The sequence below is a fragment of the Rhizobium sophorae genome, from assembly GCF_013087515.1.
In the GTDB taxonomy this organism is placed as follows: domain Bacteria; phylum Pseudomonadota; class Alphaproteobacteria; order Rhizobiales; family Rhizobiaceae; genus Rhizobium; species Rhizobium sophorae.
On the sequence record NZ_JABFCN010000020.1, the window covers coordinates 23142 to 42607 of the forward strand.

At 60.4% G+C, this 19466-nt stretch carries 16 protein-coding genes and 3 pseudogenes; 13 read left to right on the forward strand and 6 right to left on the reverse strand.

What is annotated here, in order from left to right:
- Positions 1-51 precede the first annotated feature (51 nt).
- The gene (locus tag G9X64_RS12170; RefSeq protein WP_312864038.1) at positions 52-849 is read left to right on the forward strand and encodes an IclR family transcriptional regulator; all 798 of its coding nucleotides are present in this window, start codon (positions 52-54) and stop codon (positions 847-849) included.
- A gap of 96 nt (positions 850-945) precedes the next feature.
- Here G9X64_RS12170 and G9X64_RS12175 read toward each other — a convergent pair whose 3' ends face one another.
- On the reverse strand, positions 946-3135 hold the full coding sequence (locus G9X64_RS12175) for an alpha-amylase family protein (RefSeq protein WP_171376630.1): 2190 nt from the start codon (positions 3133-3135) through the stop codon (positions 946-948).
- A gap of 192 nt (positions 3136-3327) precedes the next feature.
- Between G9X64_RS12175 and G9X64_RS12180 the strand changes: the two genes are divergently transcribed.
- Positions 3328-4422 (forward strand): LacI family DNA-binding transcriptional regulator, encoded by a 1095-nt coding sequence (locus tag G9X64_RS12180; protein WP_210259655.1) that lies wholly within the window; start codon positions 3328-3330, stop codon positions 4420-4422.
- 210 nt (positions 4423-4632) lie between these two features.
- Here the strand turns inward: G9X64_RS12180 and G9X64_RS36545 are convergent.
- Positions 4633-4728 (reverse strand): annotated as a pseudogene (locus G9X64_RS36545) (SMP-30/gluconolactonase/LRE family protein); the annotation flags it as partial.
- A gap of 3 nt (positions 4729-4731) precedes the next feature.
- Here G9X64_RS36545 and G9X64_RS12185 point away from each other — a divergent pair.
- From G9X64_RS12185 to dhaL (G9X64_RS12225), 9 genes are all read left to right on the forward strand, one after another.
- Positions 4732-4986: an ABC transporter permease subunit gene (locus G9X64_RS12185; RefSeq protein WP_171376631.1), complete on the forward strand. Its 255-nt coding sequence runs from the start codon at positions 4732-4734 to the stop codon at positions 4984-4986.
- A gap of 341 nt (positions 4987-5327) precedes the next feature.
- Positions 5328-6806: a sugar ABC transporter ATP-binding protein gene (locus G9X64_RS12190; RefSeq protein ID WP_171376632.1), complete on the forward strand. Its 1479-nt coding sequence runs from the start codon at positions 5328-5330 to the stop codon at positions 6804-6806.
- 55 nt (positions 6807-6861) lie between these two features.
- Complete coding sequence (locus G9X64_RS12195; protein WP_171376633.1) at positions 6862-7866, forward strand: ABC transporter permease; 1005 nt, start codon at positions 6862-6864, stop codon at positions 7864-7866.
- An 86-nt stretch (positions 7867-7952) separates the two neighbouring features.
- Entirely contained in the window at positions 7953-8939 is a 987-nt protein-coding gene (locus tag G9X64_RS12200) for a substrate-binding domain-containing protein (RefSeq protein ID WP_171376634.1), read from the forward strand.
- 62 nt (positions 8940-9001) lie between these two features.
- A complete protein-coding gene (locus G9X64_RS12205) occupies positions 9002-9775 on the forward strand; it encodes an SDR family oxidoreductase (RefSeq protein WP_171376635.1) in 774 nt (257 codons plus the stop codon).
- Between the two features lie 32 nt (positions 9776-9807).
- The gene (locus G9X64_RS12210; RefSeq protein ID WP_171376636.1) at positions 9808-10800 is read left to right on the forward strand and encodes a dihydroxyacetone kinase subunit DhaK; all 993 of its coding nucleotides are present in this window, start codon (positions 9808-9810) and stop codon (positions 10798-10800) included.
- Positions 10801-10811: 11 nt separating this feature from the next.
- A complete protein-coding gene (dhaL, locus tag G9X64_RS12215) occupies positions 10812-11459 on the forward strand; it encodes a dihydroxyacetone kinase subunit DhaL (protein WP_171376637.1) in 648 nt (215 codons plus the stop codon).
- 223 nt (positions 11460-11682) lie between these two features.
- Entirely contained in the window at positions 11683-13707 is a 2025-nt protein-coding gene (locus tag G9X64_RS12220) for a bifunctional sugar-binding transcriptional regulator/dihydroxyacetone kinase subunit DhaK (RefSeq protein WP_246270945.1), read from the forward strand.
- A gap of 52 nt (positions 13708-13759) precedes the next feature.
- Positions 13760-14407: a dihydroxyacetone kinase subunit DhaL gene (dhaL, locus tag G9X64_RS12225; protein ID WP_168317573.1), complete on the forward strand. Its 648-nt coding sequence runs from the start codon at positions 13760-13762 to the stop codon at positions 14405-14407.
- Positions 14408-15191: 784 nt separating this feature from the next.
- Here dhaL (G9X64_RS12225) and G9X64_RS12230 read toward each other — a convergent pair.
- The gene (locus G9X64_RS12230; RefSeq protein ID WP_051320218.1) at positions 15192-15434 is read right to left on the reverse strand and encodes a helix-turn-helix domain-containing protein; all 243 of its coding nucleotides are present in this window, start codon (positions 15432-15434) and stop codon (positions 15192-15194) included.
- Between the two features lie 96 nt (positions 15435-15530).
- Here G9X64_RS12230 and G9X64_RS12235 point away from each other — a divergent pair, with 96 nt between their 5' ends.
- Entirely contained in the window at positions 15531-16421 is an 891-nt protein-coding gene (locus G9X64_RS12235) for a LysR family transcriptional regulator (protein ID WP_171376639.1), read from the forward strand.
- A 364-nt stretch (positions 16422-16785) separates the two neighbouring features.
- Here G9X64_RS12235 and G9X64_RS12240 read toward each other — a convergent pair.
- The 3 genes and pseudogenes from G9X64_RS12240 to G9X64_RS12250 form a co-directional block, all read right to left on the reverse strand.
- Positions 16786-17862 (reverse strand): annotated as a pseudogene (locus G9X64_RS12240) (Do family serine endopeptidase); the annotation flags it as partial.
- Between the two features lie 66 nt (positions 17863-17928).
- Positions 17929-18438: an Hsp20/alpha crystallin family protein gene (locus G9X64_RS12245; protein ID WP_113335427.1), complete on the reverse strand. Its 510-nt coding sequence runs from the start codon at positions 18436-18438 to the stop codon at positions 17929-17931.
- A 97-nt stretch (positions 18439-18535) separates the two neighbouring features.
- Positions 18536-19013: pseudogene (locus G9X64_RS12250) on the reverse strand (Hsp20 family protein).
- A gap of 212 nt (positions 19014-19225) precedes the next feature.
- Between G9X64_RS12250 and G9X64_RS12255 the strand changes: the two are divergent.
- Complete coding sequence (locus G9X64_RS12255; RefSeq protein ID WP_171376651.1) at positions 19226-19447, forward strand: hypothetical protein; 222 nt, start codon at positions 19226-19228, stop codon at positions 19445-19447.
- The last annotated feature ends 19 nt before the right edge of the window (positions 19448-19466 follow it).

The following is a 19466-nucleotide window of genomic DNA, read 5'->3' on the forward strand; positions in this document are numbered from 1 at the left end:
GTAACGACATCAAAATCCTTGAGCTCGGTCTGACACAGGAGATTGAAACCCGTGGAAGAGAAGGATTTTCATGGCCGCGTCCAGTCCGTCGATCGCGCGATGATGTTGCTCGAAGTGTTGGGCGAAGATGAGGAGGGCAACCGCCTCAGCGACCTCGCCAGCCGCACCGGACTGGCACCTTCGACGGTTCACCGCCTGCTGACGACGCTCGAGCAACGCCAGTTCATCCGGTTCGATCCCGCCGGCCGTCTCTGGCATATCGGTCGACAGGCCTTCGCTGTCGGTTCCGCCTTCGCGCGCCAGCGCAATATTGCCGCCACGGCTCTGCCGTTTCTGCGCCGTCTGCGAGATCAGAGCCGCGAGACCGTCAATCTCGGCATTGCCGATGAAGGCGAGATGCTGGTGGTGAGCCAGATTGAAAGCCGCGAGATCGCCCGTGCCGTCACCCATGTCGGGGGCAGCGTGCCGATGGCAGCCTCTGCCATGGGCAAAGCCATTCTCGCAACCTATGCAGATGAAGACGTCACGGCGATCCTCGCGTGCCACGGCTTGCGGCGCCTGACAGCAAATACGCTCACGCGCCGTGCCGGCCTCGTTGCAGAGCTTGAGACGGTCCGCCGGAACGGTCACGCCGTGGACGATGAAGAGTGCCAACCAGGATTGCGTTGCGTCGGCGCCACCGTCTACGATCACCAGGGAGAAGCGCTATGCGCCATTTCGGTCTCGGGTCTTGCCACGCGGATCACCGGGGATCGCATTGCAGTGCTCGGGTCGCTGGTCGCCGAGGCCGCCGGCCGCTTGACGCTCGGTCTCGGTGGAATTCTGCCTGGTCACATTGCGGCCGAGTGAGTGACGCCGTCTTCGGTGCCGTTACCCTTTCGGATGGTGGACGGCCCGCATCGCCCGCCCCGGTGGCGAAACGGGCCGATCCTTTCGCGTCGGCGATCAACCTACGACGATGACCTCATGATCGAGCACCTGGCTGATCTCGATCACCAATTCCTCGCCTTCGATCTTGACCTTCGGCTGAAGACCACTGACCCGCAGGGCGACGTCAGGCGCGGCGCGCGAGGCTGCCTTTCGCCGCAGCCGCAACGTTACCGGGCCGATGAGCAGCAGGTCCGCCTGCCGGCCGGGGATACGCGAGGTGAGGATGCGGTTGTTGAGATGGACAATCTGTCGTTCACCCTGTCGATAGGCCGTGGCTGTGATGAATCCATGGCCACCCTCCAGCGTGAGAAACGCGCGATCGGCCAGGATCCACTTGACTGCATTGGCAATCAGCTGGCCATGCTCGAACTGCTCGTCGCGTGCGAAGCACCGATCGAGATCGGCGACGAAACAGACGAAACTGCTTCCATTCGCACCCTCTCGGACGGTAATCGCCGGCAGGTCGGTATGCGGCTTGCGCATCCAGGATGTTTCCGGCGGATAGATCGGGAAATCCGGGATATAGGTCGCAAGTACCTTTACATCGCTTTCGGCAGCGACGACCGGCAGGAAGCCTCCGAAGGGCAGGGTATCGGTCTCCTCGAAACCGGCGAGAACCGGATGCCGCTCGCCTGAGGCCTTCGGCGCCGTTTCGTCTTTCGGTCCGTGCACGCCGGCGCGAAGCTCAGGTGAAAGCCGCAGATAGGTATGACGGGCGCTGGTCTCGATATCGGCATTGGCCAGTTCCTGTCCGCCAAGGCTGGAGCCCTTGCTATGCAGGCCGAACAGATCGGCAAGCGCAAAATCAGGGCGCTTGTCGCCATACTGGCTGTAGAGGCTGGTTTCCGACGAAGCGATCACCGACCCGCCCTGCGCGGCAAAGGCCCTGATGGCATCGGCCTGTTCGTCTGAGATGGCGGCGAGATTGGGCAGGATCAAGACGCGGAAGCGACCGGCCGCCTTGGTAATATCGTCGGCATGCACCGGAAGATGAGGGATGCCGGCTCGGTCGAGTGCCCTCAACGCGCCGCGATAGGGGTTCATCGTCCGGTCGTTGGCATGGTCGCGTCCGTGGAAGTCGTGGTTCGTCTGTGACCAGACGACGCCGACATCAGCTTCCGGCCGGCGGTTGAAGAGAACGTCTTCGTTCGCTTCGTGCCAGGTGAAGATCGGTTCGGCGGTCGTGTATTGCCGGCGATCTTCATGCGAAGAGCCGATATGGTGCCACCATGGCTGGATACCACCTGCAAAAGCTGCCGATGACCAGAGCCTGACTTCGGCAACCGGCATGCTGGCAAGCCGGAAAGCAGGCGAACCAAGTTGATATTGCGGCGTGCTTTCCGGGATGAGTTTGTCCCAACCGCCGACCTCGTGGAGCCGTTTGCCAGCTTCTGTGTTGTCTTCGAAGCCATCGACGCCGTTCCGGCGCTGATGGTCGAGCATCACGATCGGACTGCGGCTGAGGATAGCCGGCAGGTCGATGAAGCGATTGCAATTGTTGAGCACGTCGCCGCTGATCATGCCCATCCAATGGCAGTCCCTGCCGCCGGCCTTGGTCGTGACCCGGTTGTTCAGCTCCCAGAGATCTGTGCGTCGCTGGAAGTTCCAGCGGATCCAAAGCCGGTAATTCTCGTCGCCCCAGTCGTGGCGGCGCGGCAGATCGACACCCGACCAGGTGAAGAACTTCTCCTCGCAATACCGGCAATAGCAGATGTTCTTGCGCGGAATCCCTGCCCAGCTGTTGTCGGCGAAACCATCTGGCCGGCTTCGCTCGATGATCTCTTCCATGATCAACGGAAGATATTCGCTGTAGTATGGCGAGTTTATGCAGGTGACGTATTTGTCGGCCTGTCGATATGGCTTACCCTCGATGTCGAGGCAGATCCAGTCCGGATGGGCGCGGTAGAAATCCTCGGCCACGCGATTGGAATCCATGCGGGCGATGACATTCAGGTCCTCCTCGCGGGCCGCTGCGACGATCTCGCCATAGAGGTCGCGTTCGCCGAGCGCCTCGGCACGGTGATGCAGCGGGAATTTCGTCGGATAATAGCTGACAATACCGCCGGCATTGACGATCACGCCGTTGATACGCGTGCGGCGCCAGTGTTCCCGCCACCAGTCGCCATCGTAGCGTGCCGGGTCGATCTCCACCAAGTTGGTCTGGCCCCAACGTCTGGCCGTGCGGTACCAAGGTTCCGATCCCATACGATAAATGCTTTCTCTTCGATTGATCTGCCGACAGGTTAGAGAATTTTCGGCTCACGTCTCGGCTCTTCGGCGAGAATTCCGCGATGCGGAAAAGTGCGTGGACTGCTCCTGCCCTTCCGGTTGACTCCGCCAGGCTTTCTTGGGAAGGAGCGATCAGGCCGTCGACTTCACGTCACGGGGGGAGATATCTTGCGCAGCCGCCGGACCGACGGACGTCCCACGATCGCCGATGTCGCACGCCTCGCCGGCGTCGGCGCGATCACGGTCTCGCGTGCGCTGCGCGATCCGTCGCTGGTATCGGCATCCTTGCGGGAAAGCATCGACAATGCGGTCCGCCAGTTGAACTACATTCCCAACCTCAGCGCCCGCGCGCTTGCCTCGATCCGAACGGACGTGATCGGCGTGCTCGTTCCCTCGCTGACGCAAAACATCTTCTCGGATGTGTTGCGCGGCATCTATGATGGCGTCGAAGGCACCGACCTTCATGTGCAGATCGGCAACACCCGATACTATCCGGAGGAAGAGGAGCGGCTGATCGCCCAGATGCTGCGTCAGAAGCCGGCCGGCATGATCATCTCCGGTACCGACCAGAACGAGGCCTCGCGACTTATGCTGAAAGAGGCAGGCTGCCCGGTCATCCAGATCATGGATCTGAGCGAGGATCCGATCGACACGATCATCGGCTTCTCCCATTATCAGGCCGGCCGTGCGATCACTGAGCATCTTCTAGAATCCGGCTATCGCAATATCGGCTTCGTCGCCGGCTGGATGAATGGCCGATCGCTGTCGCGCCTTGCCGGCCTTCGCGACGTGCTGACGGAAGCGGGCCTCTTCAATCCCCGTCTCATCACACCAATCGACACGACCCATCAGCCACGTGGCGGTGCAAGTTCCGAAGCGCGCCGCTTCGTCACGCCGCTCGCCGCGCGCCGACTGCTGGCGGACATGATCGAAGCGGAACCGGAAATCGATGCGGTGTTCTGCAACAACGATGTCATGGCGCTCGGTTCGCTGTTCGAGTGCATGCAGCAGGGCCGGCGCGTACCTCAGGACATGGGCATTGCCGGGTTCAACGATTTCGAGGTCATGGAGGCCGCCTATCCGGCGATCACCAGCGTGCATACCCCGCGCTGGGAATCCGGCTACGAGGCGGTCACGAGGCTCCGCCGCCGGCTGGATGACGACAATAGCGGCGAGAAGATTGTCGATCTCGGTTTTGAGGTCGTAATGCGCGAAAGCACTGATCGAAACAATCGGCTGCCGCGATCCGGGTTCAGGACGTAGTCCTGAAAGCACTTAGCAATATTGCACAAGACTGACGATGGCGTGAGGCCGCAACGGCGCAAAACCCGAAGGATGCGGCTTCGATCACGGGAACTCTCCGTCATTATGCGGCATCCATCGGCGGATGGACATGCCTTTCACCAACGTAGCATTCCTCCCAGCGACGCATCCTGTTATTTGCGGTGGACGAACAAACGTCACCATTGAAAGTCATGGCCGCTGAACGCCTACGGCGCCGACATAGACGGAATTGAGTGACTTCGTGGCTGCGATGAAAAGGCGGTTGCGGCGCGGGCCGCCGAATGTCGAATGATGCTTGCGGCCCGCTCGACAGCGGGTAATCCAAGCCTGGGCGCCGGTCTTGACCTGGACGTGATCGCCGCCGTCATCATCGGCGGGACGAGCCTTTTTGGGGGCTACGGATCGATTGTCGGCTCGGTAGTGGGTGCGATCTTTATCGGTATTCTCGGCTTCGGGTTGCTCGTCATGGGGCTATCGACGAGCATTCAAGAGGTGATCAAAGGGGCGATCATCATCCTGGCGGTTTCGGTCAATCGTCGTTAAAGCGGCCACCTCGGGCGAAGACTGTGTATTTTCAACGCTGGGAAACCCGTCTTTCCCCGGCGGCCTTTTGCTGACTGGCACTGCAAACCCCACGTCTTCAGATCGGCTTGGATCTCGCCGATCCGAGGCTCGTTTCCGACGTGCAAAGATGTGAAAATACCGAGCGGCGGGCCATCCAAATCAACATTTAGCCCGATCAAGTGGAGCAGACTCCGAGAAAAATGTGAGTATGATTGACATTTGTCGAAACCTAATTGACACTTGTCGAGTTCGCGTCACCGGAGGTGGCGTGGGTGTAGGATCAAGCCATGATAAAGTGGCCGATCGCGGGAGGAGTTGATGTGGAATATCTTCTCAATGTCGAAGGGCTCAAGAAATCGTTCGGAGGCGTTGCGGCGCTGCGCGACGGACGCTTTCAGCTGAAAGCAGGCTCGGTGCATGCCCTTTGCGGCGGAAACGGCGCCGGCAAGTCCACGTTCCTGAAAATCCTCATGGGCATTCACGACCGCGATGCCGGCTCGATCCGCCGGCGCGGCGAAGAGGTGGAGTTTTCCAGCCCCGCCGCCGCGCTCGCTTCGGGCATTGCCATTATCGAGCAGGAACTCAGCCCGATCCCGCACATGACGGTCGCCGAGAACATCTATCTCGGGCGGGAGCCGTCAGGCCGTTTCGGCGGCATCGACTTCAAGACGATGAACCAGAATGCACAGCGGCTCCTGGAGCAGCTTGAGTTCAACATTCGCCCGACGCAGTTCATGATGAATCTCTCGGTTGCGCAGATGCAACTGGTCGAGATTGCCAAGGCGCTCAGCCATGACGCCGAAGTCATCTTCATGGACGAACCGACCTCCGCGATCGGCGAGAAGGAAGCCCAGCAACTCTTCAAGACGATCAAGCGACTCAAGGTTGCGGGCAAGGGCGTGGTCTACGTCTCGCACCGCCTGTCGGAGATCTTCCAGATCGCCGATGCCTACACCGTGTTTCGCGATGGCTCCTATATCGACAGCGGCAATCTTGCCGATATCGATCGCCCGAGCCTCATTCGCATGATCGTCGGGCGCGAGCTGGCGGAAGAGTATATCAAGACGAATGTACCGACCGAGGTCACAGGCTTCGAAGTTTCTGGCCTGACAGCAGCAGGCAAGGTCGAGGACATCTCCTTTTCCGTCAACAAGGGCGAGATCTTCGGCATCTACGGCCTGATGGGCTCCGGACGTTCCGAGATCTTCAACTGCCTCTTCGGGCTTGACCGGATGGATGAGGGCGAGATCAGGCTCGACGGCCAGGCGATTTCCGTGACCAAGCCGGCGGAAGCGATGGCGCACGGGCTTGCCTTCGTCACGGAAGACCGCAAGCTGACCGGACTCAATCTCAGCGACAGCGTCAGGGGCAATATTGCGATGGCGAGCTTGCCGGAATTCAGCCCGGGCTTCGTCATGCAGCGGCGCAACGAGCAGTCCGCAAGCCAGCAGATGATCCAGCATTTCGGCATCAAGGCTGCCCGTGACACGATGTCGGTGTCTGGCCTGTCCGGCGGCAACCAGCAGAAGGTCGTGCTCGGCAAGTGGTTCCTGCGCAATCCGAAGGTGTTGCTGCTCGACGAGCCGACACGCGGCGTCGATGTCGGCGCCAAGCGCGAGATCTATCGGATCATCTGTGAATTCGCGGCCCAGGGCGGCACCGTGGTGATGATTTCATCGGAGATCGACGAGGTGCTCGGTATGTCCGATCGCATCCTCGTCATGCGCAATGGCCGGTCCGCCGGCGTCTATCCGCGGTCAGACACCGACGCCCAGGCGCTCGTGCATCTGTCGACGTGATCGGCAGGCGGCAAATTTCTTAAATACGGATCGGCATGGGAAGAGGTTAGAAACAGTGTCCCTCACAGATAACAAACCGACGACGGGCTGGTTCAGTTCGGATCGCCGCAGACTGCTCATCCAGGAATACGGCATCTTTCTCGCCTTCCTGCTGCTGTCGGTGATCCTCTCCGTCTCAAACGAATATTTCCTAACGGCCGGCAATATTTCCAACGTGCTGTTGCAGACCTCGATCAACGGCGTGCTGGCGATCGGCATGACCTTCGTCATCCTGACCCGCGGCATCGACCTTTCGGTTGGCTCGGTCGTTGCCTTCGCTGGCATCGTCAGCGCAAGTCTCGCAACAACATCGGCGACGGCAGGCGTGCCCGGCGCGCCTTATCCGGCTCTGATTGCCCTTGCGGCCGGCTTTGCCGTCGGTCTCGCCTGCGGTGTCGTCGTCGGCTTCATCGTCTCGCGTTTCGCGGTACCAGCCTTCGTCGCAACACTGGGCATGCTCTCAGCCGCGCGCGGCCTGACGCTGATCTATGGCGGCGGAAAGCCGGTTCCTGCGCTGACGCCCGAATTCCGCTGGATCGGCACCGGCAATATCCTCGGCGTGCCGATGCCAGTTGTCATCCTGGCCGTGGTCTTCATCGTATCCTGGTGGATTCTCAACCGTACGCGCTTCGGCCGCTATATCTATGCTGTGGGCGGTAATCCACATGCGGCAAAGACTTCGGGCATCAATGTCACCCGCATCCGCTTCGTCGTTTACTGCATTTCGGGCGCGCTGGCGGGCCTGGCTGGCATGATGCTCTCGGCGCGCACCGGCTCCGCCCTGCCACAGGCCGGCATCGCCTACGAACTGGACGCGATCGCAGCCGTCGTCATCGGCGGAACGAGCCTTTCTGGTGGTGTCGGCCGCGTGACCGGCACGCTGATCGGCGCCCTGATCATCGGCGTCATGAACAATGGCCTCGATCTGCTCGGCATCCAATCCTACTACCAGCAGGTGCTCAAAGGCGCGCTCATCGTCGGCGCCGTCATGCTGGATCAGAAGCGAAATCAGGGTCTTTGACCAAACTATTCGGATCACAGGAGGTGATCCGTGCAGCCACCGCGCGTCAAAACGACGACCGGACAATCTCTATGGAGGAGAAACACATGAAGAAACTCGTGCTCGCACTCATCGCCAGCGTGGCGATCCTGTTGGTGCCAGCCATGGCGCAGGACAAGAAGCTGAAAATCGGTGCGACGACCTACGGTCTCAACGCCGAGTTCATGCAGATCTGGTCGGCTGCCCTGAAGCAGCACCCGGCTGTCAAGAGCGGCGAAGTTGACCTGACTGTTTTCGACGGCCGTTATGATGCGCTGGTCCAGCAGGAACAGTTCAATACGATGATCACGCAGAAGTTCGACGCCATCATATTCGTGCCGATGGATGTCGAGGCAGGAGCTGCCGCTGTTCAGGCTGCACACGACGCCGGCATCCCGGTTGTTGGCTCCAACGCCCGTGTTAACTCCGATCTGCTGACCTCGTATGTCGGGTCAAACGACGTCGAAGCCGGCGAGCTCGAAGCCAAGGCCGTTCTCGACAAGATGGGTTGCAAGGGCAATCTCGTCATTCTCGAAGGCCCGATCGGCCAGTCCGGCCAGATCCAGCGCCTCGAAGGCAACGAAAAGGCCCTGAAGGCATGCCCCGACGTCAAGGTTCTGGAAAAGCAGACCGCCAATTGGTCGCGCGCCGAAGCCCAGACGCTGATGGAAAACTGGCTGACATCTCATCCGGGTCAGATCAACGGCGTCATCGGTCAGAACGATGAAATGGCGCTCGGCGCGATCGAAGCCATCAAGGCTGCGAACATGAAGCTCAGCGATTTCGCCATTGCCGGCGTCGATGGCGTGACCGACGCGATCAACTCCGTCAAGCGCGGTGAGATGGCCTCGATCCTCCAGGACGCCAATGCGCAGGCTCAGGGTGCGCTCGACGTCGCCATCAAGGCTGCGAAGAAGGACTACAAGCCGGAATCGCCGATCTGGACGCAGTATCCTGACATGAAGTGGGCCGACGGTGCCGAGAAGGACTATCTGGTTCCCTGGACTCCGGTCACTGCCGAAAATGCCGATAAGTTGCTGGAATCGCGCAAGTAACATCGACGAGGCCAGGGCGGCTTTGCGCCGCCCTCGCCACACCAACCAGAAGGCATGAAAAGATGACTGATATTGCCCCTCAGATCGATTTGAATTTTCCCCTGACCGGCAGGATCGCCGTCGTGACGGGCGCTGCATCCGGCATCGGTTCGGCGATCTGCGATGCCCTGACCGCCAAGGGCGCGACAGTTGCCGTGCTCGATATCAATGCCGAGATCGCCAGCGCCAAGGCTGCGTCACTGGGCGGCGGCGCCAAGGCATTCGTCTGCGACGTCTCGCAGCCTGACTCCGTCAACCGTGCCATCGACGATGTGATCGCCGCTTTCGGCAGTATCGATATCGCGGTCAACAGCGCCGGTGTCGTCTTCCTTGCGCCGGCCGAAGACCTGCCGCTCGATTATTGGCACAAGACGATCAACATTAATCTCACGGGCACCTTCCTCGTCACGCAGGCCGTCGGCCGCGCGATGATCGCCGTCGGCAGAGGCGGCAAGATTCTCAATCTGGCATCTCAGGCGGGCACTGTCGCCATCGAGGAGCATGTCGCCTATTGCGCCTCGAAATTCGGTGTCATCGGCATGTCGAAGACCTTTGCAGCCGAATGGGGCAAGCATGGCATCACGGTCAACACGGTCTCGCCGACGGTCGTCCTCACCGAGCTCGGCAAGAAGGCCTGGGCCGGCGAAAAGGGCGAGGCCGCCAAAAAGCGCATCCCGACCGGCCGTTTTGCCTATCCCGAAGAAATCGCAGCCGCTGCCGTCTTCCTCGTGTCAGATGGCGCGAACATGATCAACGGAGCCGATCTCCTGATCGACGGCGGTTACACCATTCTCTGAGCTAAAACGCCCGGATACTAAAAGGAAATTCCATGCAGAGGTTCGTCAATAATCCTGACCTCGTCGTCGAGGATACACTCAAGGGCTTCGTCAAGGCTCATTCCGATATCCTCCGGATTGCCGAAAATCCGCGCGTCGTCGTCGCCAAGAACGCGCCGGTCAAAGGCAAGGTCGGCATCGTCACCGGCGGCGGCTCGGGCCATGAGCCCGGTTTCATGGGCTATACCGGCAAGAACATGCTGGATGCGGTCGCGGTCGGGGAGCTGTTTTCATCGCCGACGGCCAAGAGCTTCCATGACGCCATCCGGGCGGCCGATGGCGGCGCCGGCGTCGTCTGCCTCTACGGCAATTATGCCGGCGACAACATGAACGTGAAGATGGCGACAAAGCTCGCCGCCAAGGACGGCATCGACGTCGCGACCGTGGTCGCAAACGATGACGTGTGCTCGGCACCATTTTCCGAGCGCGAAAAGCGCCGTGGTGTGGCCGGCGAGATATTCATGTGGAAGATCGGCAGCGCCAGGGCGACGCAGGGCGGAACGCTTCAGGAAGTCCAGGCGGCTGCGCAGAAGGCGATCGATAATTGCCGCTCGATCGGCGTGGGTCTCGGCCCCTGCACACTCCCGGCCGTCGGCCATCCGAACTTCCAGATCGAGCCCGGCACGATGGAAGTCGGCATCGGCCACCACGGCGAGCCCGGCGTACGCGTCGAGCCGCTGAAGAGGGCCGAGGAGGTCGCAAAGGACATGTGCAAGATCGTGCTCGACGACCATGATCTTCCAGAAGGCACCGAGGTTGCCGTTCTGGTTTCGGGCCTCGGCGCCACGCCGTTGAACGAGCTCTATATTCTCAACGACACGATCGAGAGCGAAATCACCAAGCGCGGCCTTGTCGTCTACAAGACCTACGTCGGCAACTATTTCACTTCGCTCGAGATGGTTGGCGCGACCTTGACTGTATTTGCGCTCGATACAGAGACCAAGCCGCTTCTCGACCTCGACGTTGCCTGCACCATTTTGCTGTGAGGAGTGCCGCCATGCAGACTTTCAAGAACAGTTCGTCGGGCGTGATCGTGCTGTCCATCGCCGACCGCATCGTCGAGAACCGCGCCTATCTGAGCGAGATCGACGGCAAGATCGGCGATGGCGATCACGGGGTGAACATGGCCAAGGGTTTCGGCATGGCAGCGGAGCGGCTGAAGGGCCAGGATGCCTCGCTCGCCGCGGCGTTCGAGCTTCTCGGCACATTGCTGATGACCGAAATCGGCGGGTCGATGGGGCCGCTCTACGGCGTCATGTTCACCGAATTCGGTGAGACCATCGAGGGCAAGGATGTCGTCGACGCTGCCCTGTTCAGCCGGATGCTGCATGCGGGACTCGAGGGCATCCAGTCGATCGGCTCGGCAAAGGTCGGCGACAAGACGCTGATCGACGCCTTCGTACCTGCCGTCGAGGCTTTCGACGGTGCGACGGCCGAGGGGAAGTCTTTTGCGGAAGCGCTGTCCACTCTCTCGGAGGCCGCGGAAAAAGGCCGCGATTCGACCATCAATCTGGTCGCCAAGATTGGCAGAGCGAGCCGTCTAGGCGATCGCTCTCTCGGCGTGCTGGATGCGGGCGCGACCTCCTGCGCCATCATTCTGACAGCGCTTTCGATCGGCATTGCCGACAGATTGCAGGCAGCCTGACCGGCCTCACGCCGCAAACCTTGTCTCCCAAGACAATGCGGTCCGCCCCATGGCGGCGGGCCGCATGCCGCGCCTTCGGCCGCCCCGTTGCAAATGCGCGGCATTGGCGGCATCGTCTGGACAACAGTCAGCGGGAGTTCGTTTCAGAGTGACGGCGGTCAAGACCCAACAGGCGCGCAAGGCGGGCGCAAACAAGAATGACATCGCGCTTACGCCCGATGCGATGCCGCTGCGATATGGCGACGATCCCTATGTCTGGGCCTGCTGGCTCTACTACGAAGATGGCATGACCCAAGGCGATATCGCCGACGTCATGGGCATCTCGCGCGCCACCGTGAACAGCTACCTGGCCGAAGCCCGCGAGCGCGGCATCGTCAACATTGCCATCGAACCGGCCCGTCTTGCTTCGCTCACCGTGGCGCAGGCGCTGAAGCGCCATTTCGGTCTGGCTGACTGTCTTGTCGTGCCGAGCGAGGATACAGCGAGGCCGCTGATCGACCGAATCGGCGTTGCCGGAGCCCAGGCGCTGCATCGTCTCGTCAAATCAGGTGACACGATCGCCGTGTCCTGGGGACGAACGGTGATGGCGATCGCCGAGCGTGCCGAGATTGGCGGCTTGCAGGATGTGACGGTCGTCCAGGCGACCGGCGGCACACGTGCAAGTTTTGCCTATACGCCAGAGCTCTGCGCCGCCGCCCTCGCCAATGGCGTTCATGGCAAACTGATCAACCTGTCGGCACCGGCAATCGTCTCAAGCAATATCGTCCGCGAGGCATTCCTGCACGAGCCGCTGATCGAAAGCCAGTTTCAGGCGCTTGCGGGCGCCAACAAGATGCTGTTCGGTGTCTCGTCGCTTCGGCCGAATTCCACGATCCACACCAGCGGCTTTTTCGAATCCGTCTCGCTGCAGGACTATCTTGCCAAAGGCGCGGTCGGTGTCGTCTCCGGCCGGTTCATCGATGGCTACGGCCGGCCAATCTCGGGACCTCTTGATGAATGCACCATCGGCATTTCGCTGGAGATGCTGAAGAATGTCGATCTGCGCATCGCCGCCGCCGGCGGTTTTGACAAGGTGCCGGCCATTCTTGCGGCCCTGCGTGGCGGCTATGTCAATGTGCTGATCACGGACGCAGCGACAGGCCGTGGCATTCTGAATGCCGACGGCGTGACTGAGATCGATCAACGGCCGCCGCCGCGCCTGAGGCCGGACAGCCAGACACCGCTGCCGTCGGCGGCTCGTACACGCGTGAAGAAATTCCTCAACGATCCGGACAAAGTGGTCGAGGAGATGTTGGATGGCGTGGTCCGCGCGCATCGCAAGTATCTCTCGCCGGTCGACAAGTCGAATCGTGCGCTGGTTGCGCGAGATGGCCCGAGACCGGGCAAGGTCGGCCTGGTCATCGGCGGTGGATCCGGACACGAACCGGGATTTTTAGGCTATGTCGGCAAGGGTCTGGCCGATGCCGTTGCAATCGGCAACATTTTTTCCTCTCCGCCTCCCATCCCCATCCTGCACTGCGCGAAGGCTGCCTCCGGCGGCTCAGGCGTTCTCTTCGTGTATGGCAATTATGCCGGAGACGTGATGAATTTCGAGATGGCGGCTGAGCTGGCCGAGACGGCGGGAATTCCCGTTCGAACGGTCCTGACCACCGACGACATCACCTCGTCGCCGATCGAGGACCGTGACGGGCGGCGCGGCGTGGCCGGCAATTTCTTCACGTTCAAGATTGCTGGCGCCGCCTGTGATCGCGGTCTTTCGCTCGATGTCTGCGAAGCCGTGACCCGTAAGGCCAACCTGCGGACCTACACGGTCGGCGTGGCGCTCGAGCCTTGCTCCATGCCGCAGACTCAGCGCCCGAATTTCGAGATCGGCGCGGAGGATATCGAGTTCGGCATGGGCATCCATGGCGAGCCGGGCGTCATGCGCGAGAAGATGATCAGCGCCGATGAGATCGTCGACAGGGTGATGGACCGGATATTCGTCGAGATGAAGGCCGGCAAAGGCAGCCGCGTCGCCGTCCTCGTCAACTCGTTCGGAGCGACGCCGATGATGGAGCTTTACATTCTGTTCCGACGCGCCGAGCAGCGCTTAAGCGCAAAGGGCATAGTCATCGAAGCCAATTGGGTTGGGCACTATTGTACATCGCTCGACATGGTCGGGGCTTCGATTTCGATCATGGAACTCGATCAGGAGCTGACGGAACTCCTCCATCATCCCTGCGACACTGCGGTCTTGAAGGTAACGTAGAAAACGAGTGCGTTCGGTGGCCTGGGCGCGTTTTGAATGAGCAGGAGAAACAGTGGCAGAAACCGATGCGCGCAAGCTCAACCGAATGTTCAACCGGCTGTCCAGCCTGATCGCGGCGGAGAAGGATTACCTGACCGAGCTTGACGGCGCGATTGGCGACGCCGACCACGGCATCACCATGCTGCTTGGCTTTGGTGCCGTCGCCAGCGAACTGGCACGCTCCGATCTCGACGACATGACGCCTTCGGCTGTGATGACGATTGCCGCTTCGGTGTTCCTCAATGCCGTCGGGGCGTCGACCGGCCCTCTTTATGCGACAGCGTTTTTGCGCGCAGCAAAGGCGCTGGAATGCCGCCCGTCTTTGGATGCTGCAGGCCAAGTCGCCATGTTGCAGGCGATAACGCTTGGCATACAGGAACGCGGGAAAGGCCAGCGTGGCGACAAGACGATGCTCGACACCTGGATTCCGGCCGCCGAGGCAGGCAGCATTGCACTTGCCCGAGAGGTCAGGCCTCCGGAATTTTGGCATGAGGTTGTCGCGGCAGGTGAGGCCGGCGCGGCGGCAACGCGCTCGATGGTCGCGGTGCGCGGCCGCGCGGCTCGGTTGGGCGAGCGCTCACTTGGCCATGTCGACCCAGGCGCGGCCTCTGCGGTTCTGGTTCTAAAAGCGATGAGGGAAGTCTTCGGGGATTTGTCGTAAAGCGGAAGACAGCAATTTGGCACTCGCACAAAAATGCACCTTGTCGCGTTTGTTTGGAAGATATTGAGATTTCAGCTAGCTCAACTGGTCATGATATGCGCCTGGCTCCAGAATGGAAGCCATCCAGCATCGCGGTCGCATAGACGTAACGTTCGTCGACTAGAGGCGGTGAAGCCCGAAGCCCTCGACCGGCATGAAGCCAAGCGGTGACCTGCAAAGAAGCTCTCGTGACAACTCTCCTTGGACTGGCCGTGCTCCACCAGGCGTGCCAGCGTTCGTTCTTACTCCCGAACGCATCGAAAAACACGCTGAACGAGCGGCAGGCCGATGCCGGCTGAAAGCTCATATTACGTCACCAATCCCGTCAAGTCTTTGGAAAGGGCAATCATGCAGGGCTTTCCTCCGCCTGTGCAGAATACCTCCCACCCGAGGGAGGAGATCTGAGGCCTCGAGACATGTACCGCTGCTTCGGCTTCGCCACCCTTTTATCTTTTTATCTCGCGGCGCTTTCCGGCGGCAGAGCATACGTTCGGGAAGCGTGGCTGAGTGCGAACACTAGTGTAAAAAGTGGCCTTGTAGCGACGCGCGACTTGGGCGGATTGATTGAGCGAGTTCCATAAATAGCCGTTACGCCGCACCAATGAGATCACGGGTTTGCGGCGCGCATCTCTTCAAGACCAATTCTCTTGCTAAAGGCTCCGTCGATAACCGCTAGGTCGCAATGAGTCGCGGTTCAGCTGGCAAATCGTCCCAGACAAGTGCTCGCGCAGCAGAATTCAGCGGCCTACTCCTTAGCAAGTCGGCCCAGGGCGTCCAAAGGATCAAAGTTTAGTATTCTCGCCAGCTCGAGGAACTCGATCACGTCGACGCGACGTTGGCCGCTCTCCAATCGGGCGACAAACGACTGGTATTCGCCAAGTTTGTCAGCAAGCTCCGTCTGCGTGAGACCTGATGCCTCCCGCTTCTCGACCAGCAGCGCTATCAGCGCTCTATGCCTTTCCGTGCCGAGCGTCTTCGCCACGTTCACCCACCTTGCCTAAGATGGGGTCTTCGATTATATCTGATTTCCAGTTATCTTAAATTCAGATAATGTGCTTAATCCTCACGTCGATCGAGGAACCCCATGGAACTACGTCAGCTCTCCTACTTCGTCGCGGTGGCCGAGGAACTGCACTTCGGCCGGGCGGCCGCCAAGGTGCGCATCGCCCAACCGGCGCTCAGCAATCATGTGCAGGCACTGGAGCGGGAACTCGGCTGTGCGCTGTTCATCCGCTCGACCAGGCGGGTGGAACTGACCAGGGCAGGGGAGATCTTCCACGAGCGCTGCGTCGGGATCCTGAGCGAGGTCGATCTGTCGGCCGAGATCACCAGGGCGGTAGCCGGCAAGACGATCCGGCAGATCAGGATCGGCACCGTCTATCCGGCCACCACCGGCGTGCTGCCGGCGTTTCTTTCAAAGATCGCCCGCAAATACCCGGATATCCGCATCCATATATCGAGCGGCAACACCGGCGACATCATCCGCGGCCTGGAAAACGGCCAGATCAATCTCGGCTTCATCAGACCGGTGGAAAACATCGGTTCGTTGCGCTTCTCCTCGATCGCCCATGAGCGCTACCTGCTGGCGGTCGCCAGGACCAACCGCCTGGCGGATCAGGCGGAGATTTCCATTGACGATCTGCGTCCGGAAAGGATCATCGCCTTCAATCGCCAGAACCTCTCCTATACCGAGCGGTACTTCAACGAGAAGTTCGAGGAATACGATCTGACCCGCAATATCGCCTATAGCTGCGACGACACCTATTCGCTGGTGTCGCTGGTCTCGGCCGGCCTTGGCATCGGCTTTGCGCCGGAATGGACCGAGGGCTTGCCGAACCGGGCCTTCGAGCTGAAGGCGGTGAGAGGCATCGACTTCCGGATCGGGCTTGGTGTCGCCTGGAACAAGGAGGACCCGACCGCCTCGCGCGACGACATCGTCGATATCGCGAGGTCGTTGGCGCGGCCGGGTCGGTGAGGCGAGGGAGCCCACGGGTGCGCCCAAGCGGAACGGCTTGCCGGGGGCAGTTGGTCCCGGGTTCCGCTCGTTGCGAGCGGCGCTTTGCTAACCCTCCTGCGGCTACCCTTTTAACCGGTCAAGCCGTGCGCGAACTGGCGCCGGCGCGGACGCGCCTTCGCCTGGTATGCTCATTGTTTGGAGGGGTGGTCTCGCCGTGGCGGGCACGACGGCATCGCAAGAGGGCCGGCAGCCAGCCGTCCGTCAATCCGGCGACTGACCTTACAGAATCTAGCGGGCGGGCTTGTCCGGACCGCGGCGTAAAAACATGCGCAGCGAAGACCCGCAACGAAGACACGGTAGCCACGACCGGCTTCTAGGATCCGCTCACGCGTGCCTTAACCGTACGCTCCAAGCCACCGCTCCTGACAGTTAGCTCGATTTGCGAGCCAACGGGCGTCAGCCCGATGCGATTGCGCAGATCAGCAGCCCCATGAACCGGCCGACCATCGACAGCCGCCACCACGTCGCCCGGTTTCAAACCAGCACCAGCGGCCGGAGATCCCTGCTCTACCGCCGCAATAAGTGCGCCGCCCGCGTCATCCAGTCCGAGCGAAGCTGCCATATCGGAATCAATATCCTGGATCGCAACGCCCAGCTTGCCGCGAACGACCTCGCCATGTTGGATCAGCTGGGTCATCACCAATCTTGCGATCTTACTCGGCACGGCAAAGCCGATCCCGATGTTACCGCCAGCCGGGCTGAGGATCGCGGAGTTGATACCGGCAAGCCGCCCGTCAAACGTAACAAGCGCTCCACCCGAGTTGCCTGGATTGATTGAAGCGTCCGTCTGGATAAAATCCTCATAACCTTCGCGGCTGAGACCGCTTCGGCCAAGTGCGCTGACGATGCCCGATGTAACAGTCTGCCCGAGGCCGAACGGATTGCCGATCGCCACTACATAATCGCCGACGCGCAATGCGTCTGAATCCCCAAAAGGCAACGCTGTCAGATTGCGAGCCGGTATCTGGAGCACTGCGATATCGGTACCCTTGTCGGAGCCGACAAGCTTTGCATCCAGCCGCCTTCCATCCTTGAGCGTCACGAGGATCTTACGGGCATTGGCGACGACATGGTGGTTCGTCAACACGTAGCCCCGCGTCGCATCGACAATAACCCCCGATCCGGCGCTCAGACGAGGTTCCGCCTGAGGCTTATCCGGAAGGTTGAAGTACCGTCGAAAATAGGGGTCACTGTACAGCGGGTTATCCTCTTCGGGCGCCTGTGAGACAACCGAGATGTTGACGACTGCCGGCGTTACCTTCTCCAGCATCGGAGCAAGCGTCGGCACGCTGCCGCCGATCCCGGGAACGAACTGCGCCTGCGCGGGAAAGCCGCCAATGAGCAGGGAGACGGTAAAGACGATGATCAATGGCCTGATGAGCCTTACGAACGCAGACATGGTTCTTCCTTCGTTTCTAACAGACTGACGCAGAAAAAAGCCGGAGGGCTTCCTCCGGCTTTTTCCTTAATGTTTGATCGCGATGCGCTTGACCTGTGATTGCGCCTTCTCGTCCTTGGGCAAGGTTACGGTCAGTACGCCGTTTCGGAAGCGTGCATCGACCTCGTCTTCCCTGACTTCGACACCGAGCGGGATACGGCGCTCGAAGCGACCGTAGTAGCGCTCAGTAAACTGGCGATCCTTGTCTTCGGTCTCCGAGCGCTTCTCGCCTTTCAGCGTCAGCACGCCGTCATCGAGCAAAATCTCGATGTCCTTCTCCTCCAGACCGGGTACTTCCGCCGTAATCCTGATCTCCTTGTCAGTGTCGGAGATCTCGACGCTCGGCCAGCCGGAACTGAGGCCAGAGGGGCCCGCAAACGACGGCAACCCGGAGCCGAAGCCGCGGAAGACATCGTCGAACAGGCGGTTTACCTCGCGATGCAGCGACAGGAAGGGATCACGGTCGTCATCGCGCGGAAGACCCGGAACCTGATTGCCATTGCTCCGGCCCCAGGGAATCAAATCACGAACACTCATGTTTCTTCTCCTTATCTTGTGGTTCAGGCGGCAAAGCCTCGCTGCTGGCGCCGAGCATCCCCGGCGCCCTTTGCGGGCATTCGCACTGACGGAAGGCTTAAGCCGCTTCCTTGCTGGCTTCGATCTGCTTGGTCTCAGTCGTAGGCAGCGCCTCGCCGGTGCTGATCGCGATCTGTCGCGGTTTCATCTCTTCGGGGATTTCGCGCTTGAGATCGATGGTCAGCAGACCGTTGACGAGGCCAGCACCGACGACCTTGACCTGGTCGGCAATTTCGAACCGGCGCTGGAACGAGCGGCCAGCGATGCCGCGATGCATATACTGAACATCGTCAGCATTTGCCTTCTGGCCCGACACGAAGAGCATGTTCTGCTCCTGCGTGATCGTCAGTTCGTCCTGCGTGAAGCCCGCCACAGCCATGGCAATGCGATACGCGTCCTCACCCGGACTTGACGATGTCGTAGGGCGGCCAGTTGTCGACCGTGTCGGCGCGGCTTGCAGCCTCGAGCACGTTCAGCATTCGGTCGAAGCCGATGCTCGACCGGAACAGGGGAGAAAAATCGAGGTTTGTCCTCATAACCATATCCTCCTTGTAAGCAACATGGATACAAGGAGGCGCCAAGAGCACATGGCGCCTCCTGGACCTGTCGATCCCCATTGGGCGATCGAACAATATTAATATAATTCAATCGCTTGCAGTTTCAAGAACTTTGGATTTGACCAGTGGAAAAATTGATTTTTTTGTTTGGGCCACCAGATTCCTGCGATGAAACAAAAGGAGCAATGGGTATGACAATGACCTCCGAAGACGTCATCGACATCCTCGGACCTGTCGACGAAACTTTGATAGCTGAAGTGGTGGCGACTGGTGCCAGTCAGGCTGAACTGGCGGAAGCTTTCGCATGGGTCAACAATGACGAAGCGTTGATGAATGAACGACGGCCGCCACCCACGGGCAGAATCGCCTTGTTGGTTGATCTTCTGGTCTCAGACGACGAGGAACTGGACTAGGCAAGACGCCTGTCTGGAA